This window comes from Clostridium sp. LY3-2, from assembly GCF_024705715.1.
Lineage (GTDB): Bacteria > Bacillota > Clostridia > Clostridiales > Clostridiaceae > Clostridium.
Genome location: NZ_JAMDLQ010000005.1, coordinates 31,024 through 45,433 on the forward strand (window position 1 = coordinate 31,024; position 14,410 = coordinate 45,433).

Genomic DNA, 14,410 nt, shown 5'->3' on the forward strand with positions numbered 1-14,410 from the left:
TGTTAAATAACAAATTTATTAACATTTATAATAATTAACTCTTTATGTCATCAAAAATTACAAATATTCTTATCTAGTTTATAAAATATTTACACATAAGAAAAATCAGAAATGTTAAAATATAGATATATTTAACAAAAAAAGATAATTTTATGAGGATTTACAATTTGAGAATTAGAGGTGTTTAAGTTTTGGGCAGAAAAGAAAAAATAAAATTAAAAGAAGAGGCTTTTTTAAATAGAATTTATGATTTAATTTTAGATAAAGAAACTACTGAAGATGAAAGAATTGAACTTATTAAATTTAAAAACGAAGTTGAGAAAGGAAAAGATTTTGAATCAGAAACTATGAGACTCGCTGAATCTTTAAGATTTCTAGCACTTAGTAAATTTAATAAGGATAAACAAAATCTTAGTAAAGGTGTCGGTAAACTTTATATGGATATTTCTTCAACTGGATTTTTAAAAGCAGAATTAGGTATTGGAATGATTGTCCTTTCAGGAGTTTTAGGTAATCATTAAAAGGATTTAGAAGACGATATTTGTAATATAAAATTAGAAAGTGGACAAGATTATACCTTGTCCACTTTTATTTACTCTCTAAAGAAACTAAAGAGCCATTTATTTCTTGTCCTACCCTATCGCCTTCTACTAATTTTTCTTCCTTCATTTTTTTTTGAGTAATTCTGTATTTCTTTTCTATTCCATTTTTATCAGTTACATAAACTAATACATCTGTGGATTTATAAATAGCTTCGATTTTTCTTATTATCATTATGTTTTTAGAAAGTCTTTTATCTTTTGCTCGGCCTATCCCCATTCCTATAAACATCCCAATTGGAATTCCAAAACACAACCCAAGACTAATATTGTCAGGAGAAAAAAAGCTACTAAATATTATGCCAGCAGAAACCCCAAAACACATCCCAAGACTCATATAGAGCGTCATATATTTTCCTATTTTATTTTCTTTATTATTCATCATTGCCTCCTAAAAATATTTTATAGTCAAGAACTCTTGTTATTCTTCATACAAGGTTTTTCATTTTTTCTAATACACCTATTACATTACTAATATTAATAAATCATAAAATTGATTACATCTAAATTATAACAAATTAACACCTTATAATATACAAATATAAACTTTTATGGATTAATGTACTAATTAATTGTACATGTTATTTTAGATGTTGATGATGAGTGGATTAAGTTTACTTATACTGATAAAAAAGGTAACACTTTAACTCAAATACTTAAAATTGAATCAATTGATAGAGTAACTTGCTTATAAAAAAGGAGTGGACAAGCTGATTTGTTCACTCCTTTTACTTATATGCCCATAGGCGAATTATACTCCATAACGTAAGAAGACCCTTGTCTACTTAATGTCATAAAAATAAATGGGCAACCTTAGTTGCCCATTTTAAAAATTCTATCTTTTAAATGTTACTACCTTTTCATCTCTTACGCTGATTACTGTTTTGCTTGGAATAGTTTTTGAGATAACTTTTCCTTTTCTTATAGAATATAATACCTCTGCTCTTCTTCTAACTGCATCGTATCCGCTATCTGCATTTAAAAGAATAAGGTTTCCAGGTTTTCCGATCTCTATCCCGTATTCTTCTTCTATATTTAAAGTTTTTGCACTGTTTTTTGATATGAATTTTAAAGACTCATTTATGTCGTCATACCCCATCATCTGACATACGTGTAATCCAAAATGCACAACTTCAAGCATATTTCCAGTTCCCATAGGGTACCAAGGGTCAAATATATCATCGTGTCCAAAGCATACGTTTATTGAAGCTTCGTTTAACTCTTTAACTCTAGTTATACCTCTTCTTTTAGGATATGAATCAAATCTTCCTTGAAGGTGAGTATTTACTAAAGGATTAGAAATAAAGTTAATGTTAGACATCTTTAAAAGTCTAAATAACTTATAAGTGTATGCATCGTTATATGAACCCATAGCTGTAGTGTGACTTGCTGTTACTTTGTTTTTAAGTCCTGTTTCTAAAGCTCTTGCTGCTACTACTTCTAAGAATCTAGATTGCTCGTCATCTATTTCGTCGCAGTGAACATCTATTAAAGCATTATATTTTTTAGCTAAATCGAATACTTTGTTTATAGATTCTACGCCATACTCACGAGTAAATTCAAAGTGAGGAATAGCTCCAACTACGTCAGCTCCAAGCTTTAAAGCTTCCTCTAAAAGCTCTAACCCGTTTTTATAAGATAAAATCCCTTCTTGAGGAAATGCAACTATCTGAAGAGTTACGTAATCTTTAACCTCTTCTTTTACCTCAAGCATTGCTTTTAATGCAATTAAACTAGGATCAGTTATATCTACGTGTGTTCTGATATATTGAATTCCGTTTGCAACTTGCCACTCTATAGCTTTTAAAGCTCTAGTTTTAACGTCCTCTTTAGTTAAAGATTCCTTTCTTTGTGACCATCTTTCTATCCCTTCAAAAAGAGTTCCACTTTTATTCCACTCAGGTTCTCCTGCTGTAAGAGTAGTATCTAAGTGAACGTGCGGTTCAACAAATGGGCTTGAAGCTAAAGCTCCATTTCCTTCTATTATTTCTTCATCCTTTAAAGGTTCTATTTCCTTTTCTATTAATGAAAATTTACCATTTTCAATTCTTATATCAAATAAGCCTTCTTTATCTAATAACCTTACCTTTTTAATTAACATTTAAATCACCTTATCTTTTCGTTATTTTGCTAAGTATAACATAAACTATCATAGTAGTTAAGATTGCATTTACTGCAATTACTCCAACACTTACAAAGTTTGCTACTAAAAACCCTAAAACAAATGCTATTATGGCATTCCAATTTATTTCTTTAAAATCTTCTTCACTTATCTTTTTATATTTTCTCTTTCTTAAGAAGAAATAATCTGCAATTATTATTCCACCTACTGGAGGTAGCATTGTATTTAAGAAAGTTAAAAATTGAACGAAATTATTGTTTAGCCAAATCGCACCTACTGTCCCTAAAAGTCCGCATCCTATTACAAGCTTATTTTTAGGAAGTTTAGTTATGTTTGAAAGGCCAAGCCCCGCTGTATATATTGCATTATCGTTTGTAGTCCAAATGTTTAATCCAAGAACTAATATTGCAGGTAAAACTAAGCCTTGAGAAAACATAACATCTGCTATATCTGAATTCCCTGTAACCATAGCCCCTATCGCCCCAAATAAGAACATTAAAGAGTTTCCTATAAAGAAAGCTATAACAGTTGTCCCGACTGCTACCTTTTTATTTTTAGAAAACCTTGCAAAATCTGGTGTAGCTGTTCCCCCACTTATAAATGAACCTACACACAAAGTTACTGCTGTAACTAAAGCCATCTTGTTTGTCGGGTCTATATTCATAAGACCTGTAACTCCCCCAACTGAGTTTGCAGCCATAGTAGCTGACGTACTCCCTAAGATAGCTATAGCTGGTACTGCTATTGCACTTAAAAGAGTTAATGATTTCATTCCAAAGTAAGCTGTTGCTGTCATTAGTATTCCCGTTATCCCTACTAATAAATATAGATTTACGTTAAATCTATTAGCAACTGGTATTGCAAACATCGCAATCCCAACTCCAAACCAACCTATCTGCGTAAGGCTTGTTATAAAAGATGCTAAGTAAGAACCCTTTACTCCAAAAGAATATCTTGCAAGTAAGTGCATTGAAAGCCCCGTATCTGCTCCGATATACGCTAATGCCCCTGTATAAAGAGCAAGAATTAAATTTCCTATAAGTACTGCTTTAAAGAAATCAACTAAAGGTAAGCCTGTCCCTAAATTACCCCCAGTTAACATACTAGCTGAGAAAAACGTAAATCCTAGCATTACAACAAACATTGAAAAGAACCCCTTTTTGTCCTTTTTGTTTACATGATCTAATGCGTAATCGTGATCCTCCGCCTCTACTCTTTCGTTTACTAAAATAGTTTGTTCCATTTTTCATCCTCCTAAATCTTTTGTTTAGGAAAACCAGTACTCTTTCGTTATAAAAAAACGACCTTTCTTTTTTAGAAAGGTCGCATAACAGATAATTAGATATAACTAATCTTAAAATATAAGAATAGTTTTCCCTACCTAATTATTTAATTGCCGTATCTCTTTTCGACCTTATAAGTCTCTCTGGACTTAATTTAAAGGACTAGTTTTCTTAGGGTAATTATATAATTATATTTTAACTTCCGTCAATATATTTTTAATATTTAGTTCATACTTTTATCTATTTAGATTTATTTTAAATAAAATAATAAAATTTAATATAATACCTCTAATTTACTTCCTCTACTGTAAAAATATATCATCTATATTTATTAATTTGTTCAAACTTTAGTCTGAATTTTTTTTAAATTGCTGTGATATAATTTTTAACTAGATAAACTAACAAAAGGAGAAAATTCAGATGAAAAAGAAAATCATATCAAACACATTATTTTTTATAGTAATGATGGCTTTTTTATTACTTTTTAAAAGTATATTTACAGAAAATAATATGTTAATTGGAGTTATGTCTTTTACAGCACTTCTTATGTTTTTAAGTAGTGACTTAACAGCAGAACCCCTAAAAAATACAGTAACACTCGTATTATTTTTTGTATGTATAGGTATTGGTTCTTTTATAACAGCTAGAAATATTTATTTAGCAGTGCCAATAAACTTTATAATCATATTTTGTATTATTAAAAAGTTTGGATATATTTTAAAAGCGCCATTATATTTACCCTTTGTCTTTATGTACTTATTCTTAATAAGTGAACCTATTCCATTTAAAGATTTACCTTTAAGATTAATATCTTTAGTTACAGGTGCCTTATTAATTATGATTGCACAATTTATAGTAAATAAAAATAAAATCAAAAAAGTAAGCGACAAGACTTTTTCTGAATATATAAATCTACTTATCCAAAAGATTGATTTAATAAATGATAAAAGCAAAGTAGAAGAAATAAATCTTAAAGCCTTTTCACTTGTTACTTCTTTAAAAGTAATAATATACGAAAGAAAAGAGAAGCATTTCTATATTTCAGAAGACGGTAAAGTTTCTTTAAATGTTTTAGTTTCTTTAGAAAAGCTAAATTACTTAATTGATAAAGTTAATAAGGATAAAAGCTCTACCATAACTCTTGAAGATTTAAGAAGTTATCTTATTTTTATACTTACTCAACTAAATTCTTATAACAAAGAAAATCTAATAGAATTTATAGACAATATAGTTACGAAAAATAAGGATACTTCAAATACTTTAGACCTTCAAATTATGTCAAACCTTATCTTTATAAAAAACTCTATTATAGATTATAAAGATAATAAAAAGAAACTTAATTTAACAGAAATAAGAAATGTTAAAAAAGATGCATTTACTCTTAAAGATATAAAATTTAACTCTATACAAGTTGCCTTTGCTTTAAGATTAAGTATATTAGTTACAGTTACTTGTTTTATCATGCAATACTTTAAGTTAGATCAAGGTAGATGGATAATCTTCACAGTGTTCTCACTTACTACTCCATACTACGAAAAATCTATAGCTAAATCTAAAGATAGATTTGTTGCAACATTAATCGCTGCATTTATAGTAAGTATATTATTTACTGTTGTTACAGACTCTACTTTACGCGGAATAATAATGTTATTTATAGGGTACTTAAATATGTATGCTAAAACTTATAAGAGCCAAATTATTATAGGAACTTTATCATCAGTTGCTATGGCAGCTATGACTACTCCTCCTGTTATAGGAGACTTTGGTCAAGCAGGTCCTATAACTTTAGCTTTAATTAGAATTTGTTATGTTTTAATAGGTACAGTTATTGCATTAATTATAAACAAATTTATATTTAGCTATAACGTAGCTAAAGCTAACGCAAACCTAGACGATAGCTCTTCTAAAGTATTAAAAGATTTATGCAAAAATCTTAAGAATATTATAGATAAGAAAAATTTAGACAGCTACGTTAATAACTCTTACCTTTTAGTTTCTCATATAGAGAAAACTATACTAGAAAACATAGAGCTTTTAAAAGATAAGAGCGCTTACAATAACTACTACGATATAAGCGATAAAAAGATGCAATTAGCGTCATCAATTTATGAGTTTACAAACCTTATAAAATCTTATAACTTAAATGAAAAAGAAAATAAATATTTAAAAGAAATTATAGATAGTATCCCAAAAACTTATAAAGCTAAGGATAGATTATTTATAGATTATAAGTTAGATATAAAGGTTAAAATAATTTTATCTTACCTTTATGAAATAGTAGATGATACGAAAATTTTAAAAGAGGATTATTTAATCCAAAAAGAAGAAGTAGCTAATTAAAGCTACTTCTTTTTATTAGAATTCTATCTATTTTCCTAAACAGAACCCTATATTCCATTAAATTAAAATATTTTGTATAATTTTTATTAATATGTCACATATTTCAATTCTGATGCGTTTAAAGATTGAAATAGATATAGGGGGTTAAAATAGAATGGACATAACTGCAAAGGACTATAAAAAACTAGATGACTACTTTTCTACCTGTGATGAAACCTTATTAGATTTAGCAATAACTCTATACGGTAAAAATATATTAAGATACTGCAATAGTATTTTATGTGATTATCACGAAGCAGAAGAAGTAACTCAAGATATATTTATAAAAGCTTACAAAAAGAAATCTAAATTTAAAGATGGCACTTCTTTTTCCTCTTGGCTTTATAAAATTGCATATAGAACTTGCATAGATAATCTAAGAAAGAAAAAATTTCACTTATATTTAACTAAAGATATAAAAAGCTATACTTTTAACTCACCTCCTTCTGGAATTAGTGATGAATTAAAAGAAGCTTTATTAAAAATACCTCCAAAAGATAGAGCTTTAATCTTTAGCCGAGTCTTTGACAAAAAAGATTTTAAAGAACTTGAAATAATTTATAACGTCTCATCTCAAACTTTAAGGAAGCGTTATGAAAGAGCTAAGAAAAAGCTCGCAAAAATTCTAAAAGAAAATAAGTTTAATATTTAGGAGGTATTTATGAAATTAGATAATGATGAAAAAATAATTTTTGAAGCTTTAAACTCAATTAAAATTAAAGACAATAATTTAAAATATAATGTTCATAATAAACTTAATAAAAAGAAACCTTTATTTTTCCCTAAAAGGATCGCTTTTGCAATAGTTATTCTTTTATCTTTTACTATATCAATCCCAGTTTTAGCTAACTCCTCTAGTAGCTTTAATAACTTAATAAATTTTGTAGAAGATAAATTCTTATCACTATTTAATCCTTTAGAAATTAAAAAAGAAGACAATAATATAAAACTTGAAGTAGTATCCGGAGTTAAGGATAATGATACAGCAATTATATATATAACCCTTCAAGACCTTAATGGAAATAGGATAGATGAAAATCTAGATTTAAACGATAGTTTAAAAATAAAAGGCTTAGATTCATTTACAAGTGAACTCTCTTACTTCGATAAAGAAACTCAAACTGCAACTTTAAAAATACAAGGGACTGGTAATTCTTTAAGTGATAACCTAAGCCTGTCTTTATCGTCTTTTTTAAGTGGAAAAGTAGAAGAATCTAGTGTTTTAGATAAAAATACTTTTTTAGAATTAATCAAAACTAAACCATCTACAGTTAAATTAAATCCTAAAGAAATGCTAGGTACTTCAGGAGATATAGGAAATTTTGAATCTATAGATGTTTTAAATAAAGGCACTTTAAATCATAAATTTAAAGATATTCCAAACATGACTATAACAAATATAGGGATAATTAATAACTCTTTGCATATCCAAACTAAATGGAATAAAGAAAAACATAATAATCACGGGTATCTTTATTTGACAAATAACAAAGATGAAACTTTGAAATTAAATAGTTCCAATATTTCTTTAAGCTTTAATGAGTATGGTGATGCAATACAAGGAAATGATTACGTTGAATTTATATATGATCTAGAAGAATTTGACCCTACTAAATTAAACTTAAATGCATACTCTTCATACAATGAAAACTTAATAGAAGGTAACTGGAACTTGAAATTTAAATTAGAACCACTTACATTCAAAAAAGAAATCTCCCCTAATTTAAATACTGATTTAGGGTTAATTAAAGATATAAAAATTTCACCTATAGGAATTTTCATACTTACTGAATCAAAGTTTTCAAATTTAGATTCTATTAAGTTAGAGATGATTGACGGCTCTATAATTACTTTAACTAAAAAAGTTGTAAAAGAAGATTCAAATACAACTTATCACAAATTTTTTAGTAGCTCACCACTAGATGAAAATAATATAAAGCATATATTTATCCATAATCAAAAATTTAATATTAATTAAAATAATATAATTTTCTCCTTAAAAGTGATGTATAATTTTTATAACGGTATTTTAATTTAAGGAGCTTACTAATGGATATATATTGTAGCGATTCTATTTATCTTAGAACATTTAAAATAACAGATTTAAATGACCTTCACAGAATTATGTCAGACTCTGATGTTGCTAAGAATGCAGGATTTAAAGTAAAGGATACTTTAAGAGATACTTTACTTATATTAGATAAATTTATGTGGGAACTAGAAAACAGACTTTGGGCTGTAGTTTATAAACCTACAGACACAGTTATAGGTTGGATAGAAATACATGACTGTAACCTTTTCCCTGACCCTCAAACCTTTGAACTAGGCTTTGTTTTATCTAAGGGGTACTGGGGAAGAGGCATAATGAAAGTCGTTATAGATTCTGTTTTAAGTTATGCTTTTAATAACCTTTACGCAAATAGAATCTTTTGTGCTCATTTTAGTGATAATCTAAGGTCTAAAAGAGTTATAGAAAAGTGTAACTTTACCTATTACAAAACTATAGATAATTTAATATATTACGAAATTAAAAGGAACTAAAATCTAGTTCCTTTTATATTTTAAACTTACTATTCTTTTGCATTAAATCTGCATATAACAAACCCTGATATACTTATAACTACAGCTATTACAAACCATAATAAAGAACTAGTCCCAGTTATGTGACCTAAAAACCCTGAGAATTTATCAGCCTCATACGGATTAATAACATATCCTAAGATAAGCATGCTAATAATAAACATACCAGTAAAAAATAATACCCCACCATAAATTACTTTTTTCAAAAATACTCCCCCCTAAAATTTAAATAGCACTTTCTAACTCTTTTATAATTTTTTCTTCTTCTTTGCTACCTTTAGTATTTAATCTTAAATATTTTATATTGTATTTTTCTAATATACTATCTTTTAATTTATCCCTTCTTAGCTGCTTTTCGTTTTTATCGTGATAAGAATATCCGTCAACTTCTATAACTAAAATAGGGCTTTTATCATACTTATCAAAAATGATAAAATCTGTGTGAGTCCAAGGGTGCATAGCATATTTTAATTCTTCTTCATTAAGTAAATCTGTGTTTTTTAATAGTAATTTTAAAGGCTCATGCATCGCAAAATCCATATCTTTGAACCTATCTTCTTCTAATATCTTTTCAAGAATAACATTTAAGATATTTTCAGAATCATACGTAGATACTTTTTTATTTTTAACAAACTCTAAAAGTTCCTCTTTATAATTACTATATAACAAATCAAAAACAGAATGGATGTTACTATCTAATACTTCGTAATTGTTATATCTTACGTATTTAACTAAATCTCCTATGTTACTTTTTTTGTTTAACATAGATTCGTTTGAAGATACTACTATAGCTAATTTGCTTACAGCCCTAGAAACAGCAACATTAATCAAACTATCATCATCTACGAAATTATTAACTTCATTTGAAACTGTTGAAAGTATTATTACGTCCTTTTCTCTTCCTTGGTATTTATGTACAGTATCTACTTCTATTTTATCGTTTTTAATTATTTTCTTAATAGCTTCTACTTGATTTCTGTAAGGTGAAATTATCCCTATAGAATCATTGCCTTTTAGGTTTGGGATAACCTCTTCTTTTATAACTTCTATTTCCCTTAAATTTGTTTTGTCACTTGCATGATTTCCTTTAGCTGTCTTATAAACTACTAAAGGCTTTTCTTCTTTGTTTTTTGTTAATATTACAAGCTCACCGTTGTAGAATTTTTTATTGCAATACCCTATTATTTTGTTGTTGCAGCGGTAATGTTCTTTTAATAATGTCTTAGAAACTTTAGGATATATCTTTGTAATAGATGATAACAAGCTCTCATCAGCATAACTATACGCTTTAGATATGTTATATTTTTCTAAAACATTATCTGCAACTTTTTTAAAATCATTTGGAACTACGTTTGGAAGTTGCTTTAAATCACCTACTATAACTACGTTTTTAGCACAAGAAAAGGCTAAAGCACCAGTTACAATATCTACCTGTGATGATTCATCAATAATAACGTAATCAAATAGATAATTTTCAGTTATGCAAGATCTTATTGAGTGAGTTGTACTTAAAATTACAGGATACTCTTTTATGAATTTATTAAAGTTTTTCTTTAAATCCTTTAACTCGAATTTAGGAGGTGTCTCCCCTTTAGAATTAACTATCTTAGATTTTAATATTTTCATAGATTTTTCACTATAGTCTTTCATATTTTTTGAAAAATCATATCTTTCTAATTTTCTTTCGAAACTATAGATCTCTTTTTCTATATCTTTTAACCTTTTTTCGTAATATAAACTTTGAAGAAACTCAAATATTTTATCTGACGGATTTTTATAGAATTTAAAGGAAGTTATCTTGTATTTAAATAAAAACTTTATCTTATCTATAAAAGTTATATCTCTTTTATTTTCATAGATATATTCTAATTCTATTAATAACTTTAAGGTTTCTTTTTTTGATATCTTATTTTTAAAAGAATCTCCAATTATACTTAAATCCTCACTTTTAATTTTATTAAAATAAGTATGTTCAGTAATTATCTCTTCTCGTTCTTCTTTTAACTTAGCTAAACTGTTTTGGTATTCTAACATCTCATCTAGCTTTAATCTCATAGAATTTAGTTCTTCTTTAAGATTCTTCTTTTCTTCAAGACTTAAGTTCCAATCACTCATATTAGGATATTTTTCTATTTGTTTTTCTATAAATGCTTCTTTATTTTTAGCGTTTCCTAAAAATGCTGCTATAAAGCCAACTCCATACTTTTCTAACTTTTCAATTACATTAGAAGTTGCAGAGTTATTATTAGAAACTACACAAACAGTTTTATTATTTATATAAGCGTTTGCAATAATATTTAAAATAGTTTGAGTTTTACCAGTCCCTGGAGGCCCTTCAATAACACTTATTCTATTACTAAAAGCTTTTTCAGTTGCTTCCTTTTGACTTATATTAAAACTGAAAGGATAAACTAAATCTTCATTCCCTCTTACTTCTTTAAAATCTTCTTTATTTAGATAATTTGAAAGAATACTTTCTTTACTTATAGCTTGAATTTTATCGTATTGTTTAAACAAATGTGATCCCTTATCTTCTTCTATAACTATATACTTTGATAATTCCTTAAGATAAGAAAAAACATCCTTGCTCTTTTTGTTTTTAAGTTCATTTTGAACTAGCTTTATTTTATGCTTCTCGTATAACCTAGTTCTTTCGTCTTCAAAAATTAATTTAATATATCTATCAAAAACAACAATATCCTTCACTCCAAAGACAGGTATATTATCCTCATAAGCTATGTAGCTTCTGTTTTCAAAAATATTGTTTGCCTTTTTCACTTCTACATTACTATAAGCGTATCCGTATTCTCTATCAGTTCCTTTGAATTTTATAAAGTATTTTCCCCCATCATACCTAAGAGAGTGAATATCTTTTGTTTTATCTTCACCCTTAATTAATACTAACTTATCTCTTTCGTTCACATTATTTACCTCTTCTCTACTAATTCAAGGATATTATACCATACTGGTTTTAAACTAATTTAAACTAGTGTTCCCTTATTTGAAATTCAATATAAAAAAAAATAATGCATACAGATATTTTTATAAGATTCTGTATACATTACTTTTTAAATTCTTCTTTTGTTTGTTTATATTATTCATTATAACTTTCTATCTCATCATTTTGAGAAACGTAAAAACAAATAGGAACATGCTTTTCATTGCATTCTTCACACATTTCTTTTAAACATTCAGGACACTCTTTCATATCCTCTTCCTCAAAATATTCACCGCATATTTCACATTCGAACATAAACTATCACCTCTAAGTATATAATTTTACACAATTTATTTAAATTTAATTATCTTATATCTACCAATCTAAACTAGGTTCTGGATTCTCTAAGGCAAATTGAGCCCCATTACGTCCTTGTATTCTTATCTGGTAACTAAACCATTTTTTTAGGGCTTCTATTCTTTGCTTTGTTATAATTATTTTAGTTGATAAATCTTTGCTATCTTTATATTTAATCCATTCCTTTTGTTTTTGAATTACTTTCGGATAATCTGCCTTATAATTAACTATTTGCTGCCAAACTTTATTTAACTCTTCATCAACTTGTTTATATTCCTCTTCCAATTTCTCTTTTTTATTTAATTCTTTATCTATTTTTTCATCATCTTGATCACTCTTCACCTGCGTCTGATTATTTGATAATTCTTCTTTTAATTTCTCTATTTCACTTCTTAACTCTTTATTATATTCATTTTGTTTATTATATAAATTTATAGTTAACCCTAATCCCCCTACTAAAATAACTCCCACTACTATTAATAATAGTTTTGTAAAATATCGCTTTTTTATCATATTCCCCTCCTTAACCTTTTTTCTAGAAAATAATCTTAATTCCTTATTACCTTTTATTTAAATATTATAATAAAACGCAAATCTAAATTTTTTATAGATTTGCGTTTTTATTTGAAATATTATTTTAAGAATATTCTACCTACAAATAATTTTCATCGTATGTTTTATGGAATTTATGAGAATATTTTACTCATATAATAAATCTTTAAATTATTTATTTATCCATTCAATAGCTTGATCGATTGAAGATGCACTATCAGCTCCATCAACTTTTGTAATAAGAAGTATATCGTTTGGCTTTAAGTGTGCCATAAGCTTCTCTTTCATCTCTTCAGCTTTAAGTTCACTTTTAACTATAAAGCTGTCTGGCATGATGTTTGCCCAAGCTCCAAAAGTTTTAATAGTTCCTACTACTTCGTAATCATCACGAACTTCGTGTTTGTGTTCATGATTGTGATCACCACACCCACATCCGCATTCACTTGCTTCTTCTTGTAAATAAAAGTTTATAGTATATGTATTCATATTTTTCTCCTCTGTTTTAAACATATTTTTTATATCTTCATTATATGTTAATCTCAAGCTAAAAGCTATCATATAATAAAAATTCTTTTTTATATAGGCATATATTAGATAAATTTAAATTAAACCTGTAAAACTAATACTTTATAATACCTTTTCATACAATTTAAACCAATCTAACCCGTATTCTATTAACCCTAAGTCTACAGTATCAATATAAACATATCCACATTTTTCATATAGTTTAATTGCAGGTTTATTATTTTCATATACATCTAACCTTATTGATTTCATGTTTAATTTTTCAGCAAGTTCATACGCAAAATCCATTAATTTTTCACCTATTTTTAGTCTAAAATAATTAGGATTTACTACAAGAGTATGAATAACTAAAATTTCACTATAGTTATCAGTAATTTTCCATTTTACACCCTCGTAAGCACTCTCTGGTTCGTGGTTTAAAATAATTGACCCTACTATCTTTCCCTTATATTTTGCAATATATAAATTTCCTTCACTAACCCCTTTCTCTGCAATACTTCTAATTGGGTAAATTCCTTTTTTCCACCCAGGATAATTTATTCCTTTTTCCAAAGCATCATTTAAATCATTATAAAGTAATTCAACTTCATCTATATCATCTTCTGATCCAATCACTATATCTATTTCTATATATTTTCTATTCATATATACACCCCTCACAAATACAATAAACCTATTTTTCCTTATTTATAATAAAAAGAGTTAATTTTTATACTAACTCTTTAATAAATTCTTATACTATTTTAGTTGTTCAACCTTCACAAGCTGTTCCAAAACAATATAACTTTATATTTTTAGTGCTCCTTTTCATAGCAGTCTTCACAGATTTCCTTTAAACTTTTTTTTAATTACTCCCACATTTATATACTCCTATATAAATACCCAATATTTCTAGATATTTTGAAAAATATATTTAAATTGCTTTTTCCTATAATATAATTTAGTTTTGAATAGATTTTATTTATTATAAGTCATTAAATATGTTTTTAGCTCTTAATTTAACTTTTTCTTATTTCGTAGCATTTGATATCATATGCTATGCTAAGCAACCTCTTATCACCATAGCCCATAATAT

Annotated in this window: 14 protein-coding genes; 5 read left to right on the forward strand and 9 right to left on the reverse strand. The window is 27.1% G+C overall.

From position 1 onward, the window contains the following. The first annotated feature begins 191 nt into the window (after nucleotides 1-191). Complete coding sequence (locus M4I33_RS00410) at nucleotides 192-521, forward strand: bacteriocin immunity protein (RefSeq protein ID WP_257914638.1); 330 nt, start codon at nucleotides 192-194, stop codon at nucleotides 519-521. A 67-nt stretch (nucleotides 522-588) separates the two neighbouring features. Here M4I33_RS00410 and M4I33_RS00415 read toward each other — a convergent pair whose 3' ends face one another. The 3 genes from M4I33_RS00415 to codB form a co-directional block, all read right to left on the reverse strand. Next, on the reverse strand, nucleotides 589-981 hold the full coding sequence (locus M4I33_RS00415; protein ID WP_257914640.1) for a hypothetical protein: 393 nt from the start codon (nucleotides 979-981) through the stop codon (nucleotides 589-591). A gap of 453 nt (nucleotides 982-1,434) precedes the next feature. Beyond that, nucleotides 1,435-2,700 (reverse strand): cytosine deaminase, encoded by a 1,266-nt coding sequence (gene codA / locus M4I33_RS00420; RefSeq protein ID WP_257914642.1) that lies wholly within the window; start codon nucleotides 2,698-2,700, stop codon nucleotides 1,435-1,437. A gap of 10 nt (nucleotides 2,701-2,710) precedes the next feature. Beyond that, nucleotides 2,711-3,964 (reverse strand): cytosine permease, encoded by a 1,254-nt coding sequence (codB, locus tag M4I33_RS00425; RefSeq protein WP_257914644.1) that lies wholly within the window; start codon nucleotides 3,962-3,964, stop codon nucleotides 2,711-2,713. 460 nt (nucleotides 3,965-4,424) lie between these two features. Between codB and M4I33_RS00430 the strand changes: the two genes are divergently transcribed. The 4 genes from M4I33_RS00430 to M4I33_RS00445 all read left to right on the forward strand — a co-directional run bounded on the left by M4I33_RS00430 (nucleotide 4,425) and on the right by M4I33_RS00445 (nucleotide 8,924). Continuing rightward, on the forward strand, nucleotides 4,425-6,344 hold the full coding sequence (locus M4I33_RS00430; protein ID WP_257914646.1) for an FUSC family protein: 1,920 nt from the start codon (nucleotides 4,425-4,427) through the stop codon (nucleotides 6,342-6,344). 154 nt (nucleotides 6,345-6,498) lie between these two features. Beyond that, the gene (locus M4I33_RS00435; protein ID WP_257914647.1) at nucleotides 6,499-7,035 is read left to right on the forward strand and encodes an RNA polymerase sigma factor; all 537 of its coding nucleotides are present in this window, start codon (nucleotides 6,499-6,501) and stop codon (nucleotides 7,033-7,035) included. Between the two features lie 9 nt (nucleotides 7,036-7,044). Next, the gene (locus tag M4I33_RS00440) at nucleotides 7,045-8,361 is read left to right on the forward strand and encodes a hypothetical protein (protein ID WP_257914649.1); all 1,317 of its coding nucleotides are present in this window, start codon (nucleotides 7,045-7,047) and stop codon (nucleotides 8,359-8,361) included. A gap of 71 nt (nucleotides 8,362-8,432) precedes the next feature. Beyond that, complete coding sequence (locus tag M4I33_RS00445; RefSeq protein WP_257914650.1) at nucleotides 8,433-8,924, forward strand: GNAT family N-acetyltransferase; 492 nt, start codon at nucleotides 8,433-8,435, stop codon at nucleotides 8,922-8,924. 29 nt (nucleotides 8,925-8,953) lie between these two features. Here M4I33_RS00445 and M4I33_RS00450 read toward each other — a convergent pair whose 3' ends face one another. The 6 genes from M4I33_RS00450 to M4I33_RS00475 form a co-directional block, all read right to left on the reverse strand. Then, entirely contained in the window at nucleotides 8,954-9,169 is a 216-nt protein-coding gene (locus tag M4I33_RS00450) for a hypothetical protein (protein WP_257914652.1), read from the reverse strand. 19 nt (nucleotides 9,170-9,188) lie between these two features. Then, nucleotides 9,189-11,885 (reverse strand): AAA domain-containing protein, encoded by a 2,697-nt coding sequence (locus M4I33_RS00455; RefSeq protein WP_257914654.1) that lies wholly within the window; start codon nucleotides 11,883-11,885, stop codon nucleotides 9,189-9,191. 172 nt (nucleotides 11,886-12,057) lie between these two features. Further along, nucleotides 12,058-12,216, reverse strand: a complete 159-nt coding sequence (locus M4I33_RS00460; RefSeq protein WP_257914655.1) for a hypothetical protein — start codon at nucleotides 12,214-12,216, stop codon at nucleotides 12,058-12,060. A 60-nt stretch (nucleotides 12,217-12,276) separates the two neighbouring features. After that, nucleotides 12,277-12,771, reverse strand: a complete 495-nt coding sequence (locus M4I33_RS00465) for a lysozyme inhibitor LprI family protein (RefSeq protein WP_257914657.1) — start codon at nucleotides 12,769-12,771, stop codon at nucleotides 12,277-12,279. Between the two features lie 210 nt (nucleotides 12,772-12,981). Beyond that, complete coding sequence (locus M4I33_RS00470) at nucleotides 12,982-13,296, reverse strand: hypothetical protein (protein WP_257914659.1); 315 nt, start codon at nucleotides 13,294-13,296, stop codon at nucleotides 12,982-12,984. Nucleotides 13,297-13,437: 141 nt separating this feature from the next. Then, nucleotides 13,438-13,980 (reverse strand): GNAT family N-acetyltransferase, encoded by a 543-nt coding sequence (locus M4I33_RS00475; protein ID WP_257914661.1) that lies wholly within the window; start codon nucleotides 13,978-13,980, stop codon nucleotides 13,438-13,440. Nucleotides 13,981-14,410 lie beyond the last annotated feature (430 nt).